This is a genomic window from Paraburkholderia sejongensis (genome assembly GCF_020880815.1).
GTDB lineage: Bacteria > Pseudomonadota > Gammaproteobacteria > Burkholderiales > Burkholderiaceae > Paraburkholderia > Paraburkholderia sejongensis.
Window position 1 is genome coordinate 236,801 of record NZ_JAJITD010000007.1, and the last position, 16,686, is coordinate 253,486.

Sequence of the window (16,686 nt, forward strand, 5' to 3'; positions counted from 1 at the left end):
ATTTCAACGAGTCCCGCGCCGGCTCAATGCCGCTTCAACAAACTCCCGCCATACACCAGCGCGGACAGCACGGTAATCCAGAAACTGGTCGGCCAGTCGGTATAGAACGCGAGCGTCAAACCGAGCCACGCCTGCGCGAGCGCGAACAGCGCGGCCAGCACCAGCCCGGTCGAGAGCCGCGTGCTGAGGTTCTGCGCGGCGGCGGCCGGACCGACCATCAGCGTGAACACCAGCAGCACGCCGACGATCTGCGTGCACGCGGCGACCGCCAGCGCGGCGATCGCCAGAAACAGCACCGACACGCGACGCAGCGACACGCCCTTCGCCTCCGCGAGTTCGGGCTGTAGCGACGCGAACAGCAACGGCCGCATGATCGCCGCGAGCGCGGCGAGGCTGACCACGCCCAACGCGGCCAGCACGCCGAGCGTCGATGCATTGACGCCGAGCACGTTGCCGAACAGCAGCGCGGTGACCTGGGTCGCATACGCGGTGAAGAAGTGCAGGAACAGCAGCCCGAAGCCGAGCGACAGCGACAGGATCACGCCGATCGCGACATCGCGTCCCGCGAGCCGCTCGCCGAGCGCGCCCATGCCGACGCCGGCCGCCAGCGTGAAGCCGATCATCCCCCAGATCGGCGAGATGCCGATCAGCACCGCGCCGGTCGCGCCGGTGAAGCCGACGTGCGACAGCGCGTGACCCGCGAAGGTCTGGCCGCGCATCACCAGAAAATAGCCGACCACCCCGGCCAGCACCGCGACGATCCCCGACGCCGCGAACGCGTTGACCATGAAATCGTATTCAAACATCGTGCGTGTGTCCGTCGCGAGAATCGTGCTGGTGGGAGTGATGGTGCGAATGCCCATGCTCGTGCGAATGGCCGTGCGCATGACCGTGCGAATGACCGCCGGCTTCGTCGTGTTCGTGCTCGTGATCGTGCTTCTCGACCTCGACGCCGCCCGACATCACGAAGATGCGGCCGTTCACGCGCATCACGTCGATCGGCGAACCATACAGACGCGACAGTACCGGCCGGGTGATCACTTCATCGACGGTGCCGAGCGCGGCCACGCCGCTGCCGAGATACAGCACGCGGTCGAGCGAATTGAGCAGCGGATTGAGTTCGTGCGCGGAAAACAGCACCGCGATGCCGAGTTCCCGCTGCACGCGCCGCACCAGTTCGACGACGCTTTTCTGATGATGCGGATCGAGGCTGATCAGCGGTTCGTCGAGCAGCAGAAGCTTCGGATTGCCGAGCAGGCATTGTGCGAGCAGCAGGCGCTGGCGCTCGCCGCCCGACAGTTCCGACAACGGCCGCAGCGCGAGCTTGCTCGCGCCGACCAGATCGAGCACCCGGTCCACTTCCGCGCGGGTGTTCGCATCCGCGTGCGGCAGGCCCCAGCGATGCCCGTCGGCGGCCATCGCGACGAAATCGCGGCCGCGCACGCGGCGTCCGGCGAGCGCGCTGCGCGTCTGCGGCATATAACCGATCGACGCGTTGCCGCGCTCGATCGCCTGCCCGAGCACGCGGATCGCGCCGCCGGCGGCCGGCACGAGGCCGAGCACCGCGCGCATCAGCGTGGTCTTGCCGGCGCCGTTCGGGCCCAGCACGCCGATGAATTCGCCCTGATTCACGACGAAGCTGGTGTCGCGCAGGATGGTGCGGCCGCCGAGTTCGAGCGTCACGTGCTCGAGTTCGAGCACCGGCGCGTTGCCGCGGGCGACGGCGGGCGTAGCCGCTGGCGCTTGCTGGCCAGTCGATGTCATGGGGTGGTTCCTTTGGTTCCTTTGGTTCCTTTGGTTCCTTCGGCGTTGGCTTCGCCCGCGGCGAGCGCCTGTTCGAGCGCGTCGAGCTGCGCGAGCATCCACGTCTGATAGGTCTTGCCGGCCGGCAGCGTTTCGGTGACGCTCAGCGTCGGCACCTTCGATTGCTGCGCGAGCTTCAACATACGTCGGGTCAGGGCCTCGGTTGCCTGGCTGTTATAGATCAGCACGCGCACGCGGCGCTCGCGCAGATCGCGTTCGAACGCGGCAATGTCCGCCGCGCTCGCTTCGGTGTCGTTCATCGCGGCGAGCTGGAAGCGCTGGTTGCGCATCTGCAAACCGATCGCGTCCGCCATGTAGCCGAACACCGGCTCGGTCGCGGTGACCGGCACGCCGGCATAGCGGCTGCGCAGCGCGGCGACCTTCGCGTCGATCGGCTTCAGCGAGTCGAGAAACTTCGCGAGGTTCGCATCGTACGCCGACTTGTGCGCCGGGTCAGCAGCGACGAGTGCGGCGCTGACCGCGCGCGCGACTTTCGGCATCGTCGCCGGGTCGTACCACAGGTGCGGATTGTCGCCACCTTTCCTGCCGGTCAGCTCGGCCGCGACGATCACCGTGCGCTGCGCGCCTTTTGAGGCGGCCAGCAGTTTGGCCATCCACGGATCGTAGTCGGCGCCGTTGTAGACGACGAGGCTCGCGTGCTGCAACGCGCGCGCGGTGGCCGGGCTCGCTTCGAACAGGTGCGGGTCCTGGTCGGGATTGCTGAGGATGCTGGTGACCGCGACGCGCTCGCCGCCGAGTTGGCGGACCACGTCGCCGTAGAAGTTTTCCGCCGCGACTACCGGGATCGGGCTCGCGGTGGCCGGCGCGGCTTTCGCGTCGGCGGCGCAGGCGGCATGGCCGAAACCGAGCGCGACGGTCGCGAGCAACCAGGCTGCCAGATGCGCGGATAAATTCGCAGACCGGGTGGCGGCGCGGTTCAGTGGCAACTGCGCGGATAACTGCGCGGGCAACTTCGCAGTCAGAGTCGCAGTCAGGGGCGCAGGCGCATGCGCCGGCAAACCCGTAGACAGCTTCAGCGCGCGGCGCGCGATCGTGAACATCGAACTGATTGTTTTCATCGTGGTGTCCTGCTGCTTGAGAGTTGTTCGAACCACCGCGGTGGCAATGACGGGTCCAGCTCGCGCTCGACGTCGGCGGCCGGCTTCATGAGGTCGGCGGCTCGCCAGGGCCCGCGCCGTCTTTCGCCGCGCGCGCACACTCGGCGCACAAACCGCTCAGCTCGATCACCTGCCGATGCACCTCGAAACCATGCGCGGGCGCACTGTGCGACAACTGATCGGCGAGTTCGGCGCCGGGAATTTCGACGGTCGCGCCGCAGCGATCGCACATCAGAAACTGGCTGCGATGCGGTACCCCGACCTCGCAGCAGGCGACGAACGCGTTCTTCGATTCGATCCGGTGCACGAAGCCATGCGCGACGAGAAAGTCGAGCGCGCGATAGACGGTGGTCGGCGGCATCCGGCCACGCTCGGGGGCGAGCGCGTCGAGCAGCTCGTAAGCGCCGATCGGCCGCTCGCTCGCCACGATCGCCGCGTACACCTGGTGGCGCAGCGGCGTGAGCGCGAGGCCCTGAGCCCGCGCGTGCGCTTCGGCGTGCGCGAGCCGCGCGGCGTGCCGGTCGGCGGGCAGGGTGGTCATCGGCGTGGGTCTCCTGATGGGCGAGGGGCGCACTAACGGACTTCAGACGTCCGAAGTGCGGCAAGGCCGAAATGATATAACGTATCGCGGCTTTTTGTCAGTGGGCGCCTTTCTTCCCCGCACGCCCCGCTGCCGCGCTGCACCATCGAAATCTGCCCGTTCACCTTGACATGACCCGGTCCGTATCCGATCATTCGACCACCAACAGAGCAAATGATCACGCAATGGGCGTTCGCTCACCGCGCGACAGCAAGTACAACGAACCGGAGACAGGCAGTGGCGCGATTGCAGGACAAAGTGGCCATCTTGACGGGCGCGGCCAGCGGCATCGGCGAAGCGGTCGCGCGGCGCTATCTCGACGAAGGCGCGCGCTGCGTGCTGGTCGACGTGAAGCCGGTCGAGAGCATCGGCGAAGCGTTGCGCGCCAGTCACGGCGAGCGCGTGCTGGCGGTCAGCGCCGACGTGCGGCGGCGCGAGGACATCGAGCGCATCGTCACGAGCACGCTCGGCCGCTTCGGCCAGATCGACATTCTCTTCAACAACGCGGCGCTGTTCGACATGCGCCCGCTCCTCGACGAATCCTGGGACGTGTTCGACCGCCTGTTCGCGGTCAACGTAAAGGGCCTGTTTTTCCTGATGCAGGCGGTCGCGCGGCAGATGGTCGAGCAGGGCCGCGGCGGCAAGATCATCAATATGTCGTCGCAGGCGGGCCGGCGCGGCGAGGCGTTGGTGTCGCATTACTGCGCGACCAAGGCGGCGGTGTTGAGCTATACGCAGTCCGCGGCGCTCGCGCTCGCGCCGCATAAGATCAATGTGAACGGGATCGCGCCGGGCGTCGTCGATACGCCGATGTGGGGCGAGGTCGACGCGCTGTTCGCGCGCTACGAGAACCGGCCGCTCGGCGAGAAGAAGCGCCTTGTCGGCGAGGCGGTGCCGCTCGGCCGCATGGGCGTGCCCGACGATCTGACCGGCGCCGCGCTGTTTCTCGCGTCGGCCGACGCCGACTACATCACCGCGCAAACGCTGAACGTCGACGGCGGCAACTGGATGAGCTGAACGAAAAAACTGGAAGCGGGCCCGCCGCTTGCTAATGGCGACCGATTCCGTCAACGCACGCAGCACCACATAACGTACGAGAAAGGAGACAACGATGAAACCATCTTTCAAATTCGCGCTGAAGACGGCCAGTGCCGGCGCGGCCGCCTGCTTCGCGCTGGGCGCGTCGGCGGGCACGGTGACGATCGCGACGCTGAACAATCCGGACATGATCGAGCTGAAGAAGCTCTCGCCGGCCTTCGAAAAAGCCAATCCCGACATCAAGCTGAACTGGGTGATTCTCGAGGAAAACGTGCTGCGTCAGCGCGCGACCACCGACATCACGACCGGCAGCGGCCAGTTCGACGTGATGACGATCGGCGCGTACGAAACCCCGCAATGGGGCAAGCGCGGCTGGCTCACGCCGATCACCAATCTGCCCGCCAGTTACGATCTGAACGACGTCGTGAAGACCGCGCGCGACGGGCTGTCCGCGAACGGCCAGCTGTATGCGCTGCCGTTTTACGTCGAAAGCTCGATGACCTATTACCGCAAGGACCTGTTCGACAAGGCCGGCCTGAAGATGCCCGATCAGCCGACCTACGAGCAGATCGCGCAATTTGCCGACAAGCTCACCGACAAATCGAAGGGGCAGTACGGCATCTGCCTGCGCGGCAAGGCCGGCTGGGGCGAGAACATGGCGTACGGCACGACGGTGGCGAACACCTTCGGCGCCCGCTGGTTCGACGAGAAATGGAACGCGCAGCTGACCTCGCCGGAATGGAAAAAGGCGATGACGTTCTACGTCGATCTGCTGAAGAAAGACGGCCCGCCGGGAGCGAGCTCGAACGGCTTCAACGAAAACCTCACGCTGATGTCGTCGGGCAAGTGCGCGATGTGGATCGACGCGACGGTCGCGGCCGGCATGCTCTATAACAAGCAGCAGTCGCAGATCGCCGACAAGGTCGGCTTCGCGGCGGCGCCGGTCGCGGTCACGCCGAAGGGCTCGCACTGGCTGTGGGCGTGGGCGCTGGCGATTCCGAAGTCGTCGAAGCAGGCCGACTCGGCCAAGAAGTTCATCGCGTGGGCGACCTCGAAGGATTACATCGAACTGGTCGCGAAGGACGAGGGCTGGGCCTCGGTGCCGCCGGGAACCCGCCAGTCGACCTACGCACGGCCCGAGTACAAGCAGGCCGCGCCGTTCGGCGACTTCGTGCTGAAGGCGATCGAGACCGCGGACCCGGATCATCCGACGCTCAAGCCGGTGCCGTACACCGGCGTGCAGTTCGTCGGGATTCCTGAGTTCCAGTCGTTCGGCACGGTGGTTGGACAGAGCATTTCCGGCGCGATCGCCGGGCAGATGACGGTCGACCAGGCGCTGGCGGCCGGCAACGCGGCCGCCGATCGCGCGGTCAAGCAGGCCGGCTATCAGAAGTGAAGCAGAAGTGAAGCGCCGCGGCCGGCGCGTCGCGATCGTCGCGTGTGGATGACGCGCCATCGGCGACGCCGAACAGTGGCGTGGATAAGCGACGCAGATAAGCGGCGTCGATAAGCGGCGCCGCTAGCCGGCGCGCGGACCCGGTCAACGAGCCGCGCCGCCGGGCCGCCCTATCGAGCGATGCGGCCGGCCGGGTTCACCCGTCGACCGCGCCCGGCCTCGGGCCAGCTCCGGCAACCAGGCCGGATTGCGTTGAAATTGCGGAGAGCCGGCGCTCGCCGGCGCTGCCGCGCACCTCGAAGTGAGGCCATCATGCAGCAACTTGCTACTCCCGCTCCTCCGCCGCTCGCACAGCAAGGCGGACTCGATCGCAAAGGTGCGTCGTCCGCGCGCTGGCTGGTCATGCCGTCGGTCGGCGTGCTGGTGTTGTGGATGACGATTCCGCTCGCGATGACGATCTGGTTTTCGTTCTCGCGCTACAACCTGCTGAACCCGGATGTGCGCGGTTTCGCGGGCCTCGACAATTACCGCTTTCTGGCTACCGATCCGTCGTTCTGGCCGTCGATCGCGCACACGATCCAACTGATCGTCGCGGTGCTGGTCATCACCGTCGGCGGCGGCGTGCTGATGGCGATCCTGTTCGATCGCAAGTTCTACGGGCAGGGCGTCGCGCGCCTCCTGGCGATCGCGCCGTTCTTCGTGATGCCGACCGTCAGCGCGCTGATCTGGAAGAACATGATCCTGCACCCGGTGTACGGGCTCGTCGCGCAAGGGATGCTCGCGCTCGGCATGACGCCGGTCGACTGGTTCGCCGACTACCCGCTGACCGCGGTGATCATGATCGTCGCGTGGCAGTGGCTGCCGTTCGCATTCCTGATTCTGTTCACGGCGATCCAGTCGCTCGACCAGGAGCAGAAGGAAGCGGCGAAGATCGACGGCGCCGGGCCGTTCTCGATGTTCTTCTACATCACGCTGCCGCACTTGCGGCGCGCGATCGCGGTCGTCGTGATGATGGAGACGATCTTCCTGCTGTCGATCTTCGCCGAAATCTATACGACCACCGGCGGCGGTCCGGGCAACGCGACCACCACCCTGTCGTACCTGATCTTCTCGCTGGGCCTGCAACAGTTCGACGTCGGCCTCGCATCGGCGGGCGGGATTCTCGCGGTCGTGCTGGCCAATATCGTGTCGTTCTTCCTCGTGCGGATGCTGGCGAAGAACCTGAAAGGGGAGTACGAAAAATGAGCCACGTTGCCTCTACCCCGGCGTCGACCGCGCAGCCGGTCGCGGTGCCGGCCAAGTCGCCGTTCGAACCGGTGCTGCGGGCGATTCCGGGCGTGCTCGCCTGGCTGGTCGCACTGCTGCTGTTCTTCCCGATCTTCTGGATGGCGATCACCGCGTTCAAGACCGAGCAGCAGGCATACGCGTCGTCGCTGTTTTTCGTGCCGACGCTCGACAGCTTTCGCGAGGTGTTCGCGCGCAGCAACTACTTCGCGTTCGCGTGGAATTCGGTGCTGATCTCGGTCGGCGTCACGCTGCTGTGCCTGATCCTCGCCGTGCCCGCCGCATACGCGATGGCGTTCTTCCCGACCCGCCGCACGCAGAAAGTGCTGTTGTGGATGCTGTCGACCAAGATGATGCCGTCGGTCGGCGTGCTGGTGCCGATCTATCTGCTGTGGAAAAACAGCGGGCTGCTCGACACGGTGTCCGGGCTGATCATCGTCTATACGCTGATCAATCTGCCGATCGCGGTGTGGATGGCGTTCACCTACTTCGCCGAGATTCCGCGCGACATTCTCGAAGCGGGCCGCATCGACGGCGCGGCGACCTGGCAGGAGATCGTCTATCTGCTGATGCCGATGGCGTTGCCGGGGCTCGCGTCGACCGCGCTGCTGCTGGTGATTCTTTCGTGGAACGAAGCGTTCTGGAGCATCAACCTGTCGAGTTCGAACGCCGCGCCGCTGACCGTGTTCATCGCGTCGTATTCGAGCCCTGAGGGGCTGTTCTGGGCCAAGCTGTCGGCCGCGTCGCTGCTCGCGGTCGCGCCGATCCTGATCGTCGGCTGGCTGTCGCAGAAGCAACTGGTGCGCGGCCTCACGTTCGGGGCGGTCAAATGACGGCAGACCCGGCGGCCGTGGGGCGCTTCGCGCTGATCTGCGATTGCGACGGCGTACTGATCGACAGCGAGGCGGTGGCCGCGCGCGAGCTGGTGCGCGAACTGCACGCGCGCTGGCCCGGCACCGACGTCGAACCGGTGCTGCTGCCGCTGCTGGGCTTGCGCATCGAGCGCGTGTTGCAGGACAGCGCGACGCAGCTCGGCAGAGAGCTCAGCGTTGCCGATATCGACGCGATCCGCCGCTCGGTCGAAGCGGCCGCGATGCAGGCGCCGGCGGTCGACGGTATCGACGCGGCGCTCGCCCAGGTGCCGCTCGTGAAGGGCTGCGCGAGCAACAGCTTTCGCCCGTATGTCGAGTCGGTGCTGGCGCGCACCGGCCTGAAGCGCTTCTTCGGCGAGCGGCTGTTCTGCGCGGATGCGGTGGCCAATCCGAAGCCCGCGCCCGACGTCTATCTGGCGGCCGCGCAAGGCTTCGGGCTCGCGCCGGGCGCGTGTCTCGTGGTCGAGGACAGCGTGACCGGCGTTACCGCGGCGGCGGCGGCGGGCATGGCGGTGCTCGGTTTTATCGGCGGCGGCCACGCGAGCGACGCGCAGATCGACCGCCTGCACGCGGCCGGCGCGCGGCACGTATTCGACGATATGCGCGAGTTGCCGGAGCTGGTCGCGCAATGGACCGTCAGCGCGACCGCGGCGGCGCGTTAGCCACCCAGGTACACCGGAACAAACCGGCTGAAACCAGCCAACCGGAACAAGCCAGCGGAAATGAGCAGCACCACGTATCGGACAGCATTACACGGAGACACATCATGGCAAGCGTAACCTTGCGCAACATCCGAAAGGCCTACGACGACAACGAAGTGATGCGCGACATCAATCTCGACATCGCGGATGGCGAGTTCGTCGTGTTCGTCGGACCGAGCGGTTGCGGCAAATCGACGTTGATGCGGATGATCGCGGGCCTGGAGGACATCAGCGGCGGCGACCTGACGATCGATAACACCCGCATGAACGACGTGCCGCCGGCCAAGCGCGGCATCGCGATGGTGTTCCAGTCGTACGCGCTGTATCCGCACATGACGCTGTACGACAACATGGCGTTCGGGCTGAAGCTCGCCGGCACGAAGAAGCCGGAGATCGACGCGGCGGTGCGCAATGCGGCGAAGATCCTGCACATCGACCATCTGCTCGATCGCAAGCCGAAGCAGCTGTCCGGCGGGCAGCGCCAGCGCGTCGCGATCGGCCGCGCGATCACCCGCAAGCCGAAGGTGTTCCTGTTCGACGAGCCGCTGTCGAATCTCGACGCCGCGCTGCGCGTGAAAATGCGGCTCGAATTCGCGCGGCTGCACGACGAGCTGAAGACCACGATGATCTACGTGACGCACGACCAGGTCGAGGCGATGACGCTGGCCGACAAGATCGTCGTGCTGTCGGCGGGTAATCTGGAGCAGGTCGGCAGTCCGACGATGCTGTATCACGCGCCGGCCAATCGCTTCGTCGCGGGCTTTATCGGCTCGCCGAAGATGAACTTCATGGAAGGCACCGTGCAATCGGTGACGCGCGACGGCGTGACCGTGCGCTATGACACCGGCGAGACGCAGCGCGTGTCGGTCGAGCCGGGTTCGGCGAAGCAGGGCGACAAGGTGACGGTCGGGATTCGCCCCGAGCATCTGCACGTGAGCACGAACGAAGACGGGATCGACGCGCGCACGATGACGGTCGAATCGCTTGGCGACGCCGCCTATCTGTATGCGGAGTCGAGCGTCGCGCCCGATGGTCTGATCGCGCGAATTCCGCCGCTCGAGAGGCACGCGAAGGGCAATGTGCAAAAGCTCGGCGCGACGCCCGAGCACTGTCATCTGTTCAATAGCGACGGCAAGGCGTTCCAGCGCAAGATCGTCGAAGTGCTGGCGGCTTGAACCGGACCGGCGGATGAAAACAGCGGCTCACACGTGAGCCGCTGTTTTGTTTGCTCGCCTGGCGCTCGTCCGGCGCTTGCCTGGCGCTTGCCTGGCGCTTGCCTGACTATCGCGCCGCCAACGCCGCCCGCGCGCACAGCTCGTCGGTCACCAGCCCCGACAGCCAGCCGCCCTTGAGCACCGCGATCAGCGCTTCGCGCTTGCGCTGGCCGCCGGCGAAACCGATCGTCGGCCGGCTTGGCGGCGCATCGAGCGCGATGCTGGTCACGCGCCGGCCGGTCGGCGATTCGACGTGCGCGCCGGCCGCGTCGATCGGTAGGCCGAGCATCTCGGCGACCGCGCCGTTCTGCAGCAGCTCGTTGACCTCCGCCTCGGTGATGAAGCCGTCCTCGTGCAACGGACACGTCATGCCGATATTGCCGATCCCGACGAACGCGACGTCGGCCTGCGCGGACAGCGACTCGACGATCCGGTACAGCCGGTGATTGCACCACTGCGCGCGCTCGGCCTCGCTGTCGGCGAGCAGCGGCGCGGGCAGCAGGAAATGCTTGCCGCCGGTCTTCTCCGAGATATGCAGCGCGACGTCGTAACGGTTCGACGAGCCGTCCTGCGCGATCGCGCCGACCATCGACACCAGCCGATGCTGCGGCCGGTCGAGCTGGGCGATCTGATCGACCGCGGCCTTCAGCGTGCGGCCGCTGCTGACCGCGACGACCATCGGTTTTTCCGCGCTCAGATAGCGCTCCATCACCTGCGCGCCGGCCACCGCGAGCTTGCGGTCGACCTCTTCGGGCGTGTCGCCGTCGATCGGCACGACTTCGCACATGGTGAGGCCGTAGCGCCTGGACAGCTGCTCGGCGAGCGACAGGCAATCGGCGAGCTGATGATCGACGCGCACGCGGATCAGATTTTTTTCGACCGCGAACGCGACCAGCCGCTGCGCGACCGGGCGCGACACCTGCAGCTTCTCGGCGATTTCGTTCTGGGTGTTGCCCGCGACGTAGTAGAGCCACGCGGCGCGCGTGGCGAGATCGAGTTTTTCTGTGGACCTGGGCACGATAGGATTCGCTCGAGTTTTGCTTGGAGTGTGCCGATGATAGCCGCCGGCCGCGCAAGCGTGCGGGCCGGCTGCCGTGCAACGCTCAGGCGAGCGGCGCGCGCGCGGGATCGAACAGCGGCCGCACGTGCCGGTACAGCGCGCGATACGCTTCGAGCCGGCTGCGCAGCTGAGTGTGGCGGTGCGGATTCGGCGTGAACTCCTTTTCGACGGGCGGCTTGGTCAGCACCACGGCCGGGTCGCCGCCCGCGGCGAGCCAGCCGAGCCGGGCCGCGCCGAGCGCCGCGCCGGTTTCGCCGCCGCCGTGCTTGACGGTGACCGTGTCGAGCGCGTCGGCGAGCAGTTGAGCCCAGTAATCGCTGCGGGCGCCGCCGCCGAGCAGCGACAGCACCTTCGCTTCGGTGCCGGCCGCGCGCAACGCGTCGAGGCCGTCGGTCAGCGCGAGCGTCACGCCTTCGAGCACCGCGTAGCCGAGCAGCGCGCGATCGGTCGCATGATTCATCCCGAAGAACACGCCTTGCGCGTACGGGTCGTTGTGCGGCGTGCGCTCGCCCGACAGATACGGCAGGAACAGCGGCGCGGTCGTAAGCGCATCGGCGGGCAGCGCTTCGATTTCGGCGAGCAGCGTCGGCTCGTCGGTCGAGGTCAGTTTGCAGACCCAGCGCAGACAGCTCGCCGCCGACAGCACCACGCTCATCTGATGCCAGCGGTCCGGAATCGCGTGACAGAACGCATGTACGGCCGAAGCCGGATTCGGCCGGAAGCTGTCTCCGACCACGCACAGCACGCCCGAGGTGCCGAGCGACACGAAGCCGTCGCCGGGCTGCGTCGCGCCGATGCCGATCGCGCTGGTCGCGTTATCGCCGCCGCCGGCCGCGACGATCACGTCTTCGCTCAGGCCGAATTCGCGCGCGAGTTCCGGCAGCAAGGTGCCGGCCGGCGCGCTGCCTTCGCGCAGCGCCGGCATCTGCGCGCGCGTCATGTTGCAGGCGGCAAGCAGCGAATCGGACCAGTCGCGCTTCGCGACGTCGAGCCACAACGTGCCGGCCGCGTCCGATGGATCGGACACCTTACCGCCGGTCAGTTGCAGGCGCAGATAGTCTTTCGGCAGCAGCACGCAGGCGGTGCGCGCGAAGATTTCCGGTTCGTGCCGCGCGACCCAGAGCAGCTTCGGCGCGGTGAAACCGGGCATCGCCAGATTTCCGGCGATCTCGTGCAGTTGCGGCGCGCGTTCGGTCAGTTCCGCGCATTCCTTGTCGCTGCGCATGTCGTTCCACAGGATCGCGGGACGCAGCACGCTGTCGTGCGCGTCGAGCAGCACCGCGCCGTGCATCTGCCCGGACAGGCCGATGCCGCGAATCCGCGCGAACTCAATCGGATGACGCGAGCGCAACGCGGCGAGCGCCGCGCGGGTGCCGGCCCACCAGTCTTGCGGATTCTGTTCGGCCCAGCGCTGATGCGGGCGCGAAACGGTAAACGGCGTGCCCGCAGTGCCGACCACGCGGCCGTCGGAGGCGAGCAGCAGAACTTTCACTTCGGACGTGCCGAGGTCGATGCCTAGGTACATGGGCGCGAAACCTTCGTCGTTGGGGGATGCGCTACTTTAGCCGCTGAGCGCGCGCGCTGTCATGGGCATTAAGCCTGGCACGCTCATAGCGCGCCGCGCCTGGCGAGCCACGCGTCGACACGCGCGAGCGCGCCGGCGAGCGCCGCTTCCAGCTCCGGCGTTTGCGCCATCCCGCCCCATAGCAGCCGGTCGGCGGCAAACGCGCGCAGCGGCTCGGGCGCGTTGAAGATACCATGCGCGACCTTCTCGTCCATCACGCCGTCCTGATACGCGTACGGCAACCTGCCGGTGTGCCAGCGTTCGAGAAAGCGGAAAAACAGCGCGGGCAGCATCGCGGTCGCGGCCGGCGTGACGCCGCGTTCGAAGCATTCGGCGAGCGTCGGTGCAATGAAGCCGGGCAGCTTCGAGAAGCCGTCGGCGGCCACGCGCTGGTTGGTGTCGAGAATGTGCGGATTGCTGAAGCGTTCGAGCACCACGTCGCGATAGCGTTCGAGATCGAGCGGACTTGGGGTGAGGCACGGAATCACGTCCTCAGTCACGTAGTCGTACGCGAACTGGCGGATGTCGGGGTCGAGCGTACCTTCGTGGATGAACTTCAGACCGACCAGCGTGCCCGCCCACGCGATGCAGCTATGCGTCGCATTGAGGATGCGGATTTTCGCTTCCTCGTACGGCAGCACCGACTCGACCAGCTCCGCGCCGACCTTTTCCCATTGCGGCCGTCCGGCGCTGAAGCGGTCTTCGATCACCCATTGAATAAACGCTTCGCCCATCACCGGCGCGTTGTCGTCGACGCCGGTCGCGGCCCGCACGCGTTCGCGCACGTCGGGCGTCGGCCGCGGCGTGATCCGGTCGACCATCGAGCACGGCGACGACGTGTTGGCGTCGAACCATTGCGCGAGGTCGGTGGCGCCGCGCCGTTCGAGAAACTCGCTCATGCCCGCGTGAAAACGCTCGCCGTTGCTGCGCAGGTTGTCGCAGGTTTGCAGCGTGACGGGGCCCGCGCCGCGTTTCATCCGGGCGTCGAGAATCGCCGCGAGCGCGCCGTAGATGGTGGTGTGGCCACCGGCGAGGTCGGCCGCGAGATCGGGGTTCGCGGTGTCGAGCCGGTGGTGTTCGTCGAGGTAGTAGCCGCCTTCGGTGACGGTGAACGCGATGATCTTGCAGGCCGGATCGGAGCCCGCTTCGATCAGGCCGGCGAGGTCCGCGCTCCACGGCAGCACGCGTTCGATCGAGCGGATCGTTTCGTACGCGCGCTCGCCTTGCGGCGTGACGGTTTCGAGCGTGTAGACGCCGTGCTGCGCGGCCAGCGCGTCGAGCACCGCGTTCATGTCGCTGCGGATATTGCCGACCGTCAGCGACCAGTGCGGTTCGCCGGCCAGCTTCGCGTCGTTGAGCCGGTGCAGATACCAGGCCTGATGCGCGCGATGAAACGATCCCGCGCCGATGTGCAGGATCACGTGTGCGGCCGCGCCGCTGTCTTGCCCGCTGTTCATGGTTGTCTCCGTTGTCGACCGTGGGTCGAGGTGTCGCCCTCGCCGCGGTCCTGTGCAATGCATTGCCCCAGGCTGTTATGATCATTTGCTCTGTGTGTGAGCGAATGATCGTACCCGCCGGAACGAAAGTCAAGGCGAGCGCGCGGGGTTTTCGTGGCGCAGCGCGGCATGGAGAGCCGGGGGTGACTTGGCCGATCGCGCGACTTATCCATATTGCATTGCATCAAATTTGACTTCCGTGGCACGCGGGCTCGGCCGGGTGCAAAAAAGTATCGATCCACGGTGTCTTTTCTAGTGGTGGCCGGCGCGTTTGGCGATTAACTTTCGCTGTACAAGATCAAGATCGGCGGTGCCCGGTGACGTTCGACCCGCGGCCCGCTTCATGGAGGCAGACAGTGCAACCCGATCTCGAAATCGTGGCGGTGCGCCACGACGAATCGTTCAAGGTGTGGTCGCATGGCTATCCGTATCGCACGGTGCGCTGGCACTTTCACCCGGAGTACGAAATTCATCTGATCGTCGAGACGAGCGGCAAGATGTTCGTCGGCGATTACATCGGCAGCTTCGCGCCCGGCAATCTCGTGCTGATGGGGCCGAACCTGCCGCATAACTGGGTCAGCGACGTGCCCGAAGGCGAGAGCATCGCGCAGCGCAATCTGGTGGTGCAGTTCGGTCAGGAGTTCGTATCGAATTGCGCCGGCAGTTTTCCGGAGTGGCGTCAGGTCGAGGCGATGCTTGCCGACGCGAGGCGCGGGCTGTCGTTCGGCGCGCAAACGTCCGCGCGGATCACGCCGCTGTTTCTCGAACTGCTCGCCGCGCGCGGCCTGCGCCGGCTGGCGCTGTTCATGTCGATGCTCGAAATCCTGCTGAACGCGCAGGATCGCGACACGCTCGCGTCGCCCGCGTATCAGGCCGACCCGACCAGCTTCGCGGCGACCCGCATCAATCACGTGCTCGCCTATATCGGCAAGAACCTCGCGAACGAGTTGCGCGAGTCGGAACTTGCGCAACTGGCGGGCCAAAGCGTCAGCGGGTTCTCGCGCTATTTCCGCCGTCATACCGGGCTGCCGTTCGTGCAGTACGTGAACCGGATGCGCATCAATCTCGCGTGCCAGTTGCTGACCGATGCCGAGCTGAGCGTGACCGACATCTGCTTCAAGTCGGGCTTCAATAACCTGTCGAATTTCAACCGGCAGTTTCTCGCGGTCAAGGGGATGGCGCCGTCGACGTTTCGCCGCTATCAGCAGTTGAACGATGCGAGTCGCGACGCTTCCGAGGAAGCGGCCGCGCATGGCCGAGGTATCGACAACGCACCGGCGATCGTGCTCGCGCCGGGTTTGCCGCCGCCGCGGCCGGCTTATCCGCTGAGTTAGCTGTGGTTAGCCGTGCTTAGCCGTGCCCGGCCGCGGCTGACCGTGGCTTGTGCGCTCAGGTAGTTCGTAGTCCCACCCACTCGCGTTTCAACGCGCCTCGCGCTGTGTCCGCACAGCGTGACGGGCGTGCTCACTTCAAAAAATGGAGACAACCATGAAGTCATCGGTTTTTCAGCGTCGCTCGCAGGCCGCTATCGGCGTGGCCACTGCTTCGTCCCCGTTGCCCAAAGTCGCGCGCCGGCTCGCCGCGCTCGGCGGCGGTTTGTCGCTCGCGTTCGCCGCGGCTGGCGCGCAGGCCGCGCCGCTGAAAATCGGCATGACCTTCCAGGAGATGAACAACCCGTACTTCGTGACGATGCAAAAGGCGCTGAACGATGCGGCCGCATCGACCGGCGCGACGGTGATCGTTACCGATGCGCATCACGACGTCAGCAAGCAGGTCAGCGACGTCGAGGACATGCTGCAGAAAAAGATCGACATCCTGCTGGTCAATCCGACCGACTCGACCGGGATCCAGTCGGCGGTCACGTCGGCGAAGAAGGCGGGCGTGGTGGTGGTCGCGGTCGATGCGAACGCGAATGGTCCGGTCGATTCGTTCGTCGGCTCGAAGAACTACGACGCCGGCGTGATGGCCTGCGAGTACCTCGCGAAGTCGATCGGCGGCAGCGGTGAGGTCGCGATTCTCGACGGCATTCCGGTCGTGCCGATTCTCGAGCGGGTGCGCGGCTGCAAGGCGGCGCTCGCGAAGGCGCCGGGCGTGAAGCTGGTCGATACACAGAACGGCAAGCAGGAGCGCGCGACCGCGCTGTCCGTCACCGAGAACATGATTCAGGCGCATCCGAATCTGAAGGGCGTGTTCAGCGTGAACGACGGCGGCGCGATGGGCTCGCTGTCGGCGATCGAATCGTCGGGCAAGGACATCAAGCTGACCAGCGTGGACGGCGCGCCCGAAGCGATCACCGCGATCCAGAAGCCCAATTCGAAGTTCGTCGCGACCTCCGCGCAATTTCCGGCCGACCAGGTGCGGATCGCGCTCGGCATCGCGCTCGCGAAGAAGTGGGGCGCCAATGTGCCGAAGGCGATTCCGGTCGACGTGAAGCTGATCGACAGGAGCAACGCGAAGGGCTTCAGCTGGTAAGCGACACGAGCGACTGAAGCGACTGAAGCGCAGCACGCGCCGGCCGCCGTCCGCAGCGATCCGCCTGCGGCGGCAGCCGGCGGCACGG

At 66.4% G+C, this 16,686-nt stretch carries 15 protein-coding genes; 8 read left to right on the plus strand and 7 right to left on the minus strand.

What is annotated here, in order from left to right; genetic code table 11:
* Positions 1-23 precede the first annotated feature (23 nt).
* From LJ656_RS16030 to LJ656_RS16045, 4 genes are all read right to left on the minus strand, one after another.
* Positions 24-806: a metal ABC transporter permease gene (locus LJ656_RS16030; protein WP_230510386.1), complete on the minus strand. Its 783-nt coding sequence runs from the start codon at positions 804-806 to the stop codon at positions 24-26.
* Positions 799-1,764 carry an ABC transporter ATP-binding protein gene (locus tag LJ656_RS16035; protein ID WP_230510387.1) on the minus strand — a complete coding sequence of 322 codons (966 nt, stop codon included), beginning with the start codon at positions 1,762-1,764 and terminating at the stop codon, positions 799-801. The genes LJ656_RS16030 and LJ656_RS16035 overlap by 8 nt, the downstream gene beginning before the upstream one ends.
* Entirely contained in the window at positions 1,761-2,882 is a 1,122-nt protein-coding gene (locus LJ656_RS16040; protein WP_230510388.1) for a metal ABC transporter solute-binding protein, read from the minus strand. Before LJ656_RS16040 ends, LJ656_RS16035 begins: the two co-directional genes overlap by 4 nt.
* 85 nt (positions 2,883-2,967) lie before the next feature.
* The gene (locus LJ656_RS16045) at positions 2,968-3,462 is read right to left on the minus strand and encodes a Fur family transcriptional regulator (protein ID WP_230510389.1); all 495 of its coding nucleotides are present in this window, start codon (positions 3,460-3,462) and stop codon (positions 2,968-2,970) included.
* Between the two features lie 276 nt (positions 3,463-3,738).
* Between LJ656_RS16045 and LJ656_RS16050 the strand changes: the two genes are divergently transcribed.
* From LJ656_RS16050 to LJ656_RS16075, 6 genes are all read left to right on the plus strand, one after another.
* Positions 3,739-4,518, plus strand: coding sequence for an L-iditol 2-dehydrogenase (locus LJ656_RS16050; RefSeq protein WP_230510390.1), 780 nt, complete (start codon positions 3,739-3,741; stop codon positions 4,516-4,518).
* Positions 4,519-4,612: 94 nt separating this feature from the next.
* Entirely contained in the window at positions 4,613-5,935 is a 1,323-nt protein-coding gene (locus LJ656_RS16055; protein ID WP_230510391.1) for an ABC transporter substrate-binding protein, read from the plus strand.
* Positions 5,936-6,247: 312 nt separating this feature from the next.
* Complete coding sequence (locus LJ656_RS16060) at positions 6,248-7,180, plus strand: carbohydrate ABC transporter permease (RefSeq protein ID WP_230510392.1); 933 nt, start codon at positions 6,248-6,250, stop codon at positions 7,178-7,180.
* Positions 7,177-8,052, plus strand: coding sequence for a carbohydrate ABC transporter permease (locus LJ656_RS16065; protein ID WP_230510393.1), 876 nt, complete (start codon positions 7,177-7,179; stop codon positions 8,050-8,052). Before LJ656_RS16060 ends, LJ656_RS16065 begins: the two co-directional genes overlap by 4 nt.
* Positions 8,049-8,753 (plus strand): HAD family hydrolase, encoded by a 705-nt coding sequence (locus LJ656_RS16070; protein ID WP_230510394.1) that lies wholly within the window; start codon positions 8,049-8,051, stop codon positions 8,751-8,753. Before LJ656_RS16065 ends, LJ656_RS16070 begins: the two co-directional genes overlap by 4 nt.
* Before the next feature lie 104 nt (positions 8,754-8,857).
* On the plus strand, positions 8,858-9,967 hold the full coding sequence (locus LJ656_RS16075; protein WP_230510395.1) for an ABC transporter ATP-binding protein: 1,110 nt from the start codon (positions 8,858-8,860) through the stop codon (positions 9,965-9,967).
* Positions 9,968-10,073: 106 nt separating this feature from the next.
* On the opposite strand, the gene LJ656_RS16080 is transcribed toward LJ656_RS16075, so the two are convergent.
* The 3 genes from LJ656_RS16080 to dalD all read right to left on the minus strand — a co-directional run bounded on the left by LJ656_RS16080 (position 10,074) and on the right by dalD (position 14,087).
* Positions 10,074-11,024 carry a sugar-binding transcriptional regulator gene (locus LJ656_RS16080; RefSeq protein WP_230510396.1) on the minus strand — a complete coding sequence of 317 codons (951 nt, stop codon included), beginning with the start codon at positions 11,022-11,024 and terminating at the stop codon, positions 10,074-10,076.
* A gap of 85 nt (positions 11,025-11,109) precedes the next feature.
* A complete protein-coding gene (xylB, locus tag LJ656_RS16085) occupies positions 11,110-12,591 on the minus strand; it encodes a xylulokinase (protein WP_230510397.1) in 1,482 nt (493 codons plus the stop codon).
* An 83-nt stretch (positions 12,592-12,674) separates the two neighbouring features.
* The gene (gene dalD / locus LJ656_RS16090; RefSeq protein ID WP_230510398.1) at positions 12,675-14,087 is read right to left on the minus strand and encodes a D-arabinitol 4-dehydrogenase; all 1,413 of its coding nucleotides are present in this window, start codon (positions 14,085-14,087) and stop codon (positions 12,675-12,677) included.
* 395 nt (positions 14,088-14,482) lie between these two features.
* Between dalD and LJ656_RS16095 the strand changes: the two genes are divergently transcribed.
* Complete coding sequence (locus LJ656_RS16095; RefSeq protein WP_230510399.1) at positions 14,483-15,460, plus strand: AraC family transcriptional regulator; 978 nt, start codon at positions 14,483-14,485, stop codon at positions 15,458-15,460.
* Positions 15,461-15,614: 154 nt separating this feature from the next.
* Positions 15,615-16,598, plus strand: coding sequence for an ABC transporter substrate-binding protein (locus LJ656_RS16100; RefSeq protein WP_230510400.1), 984 nt, complete (start codon positions 15,615-15,617; stop codon positions 16,596-16,598).
* Positions 16,599-16,686 lie beyond the last annotated feature (88 nt).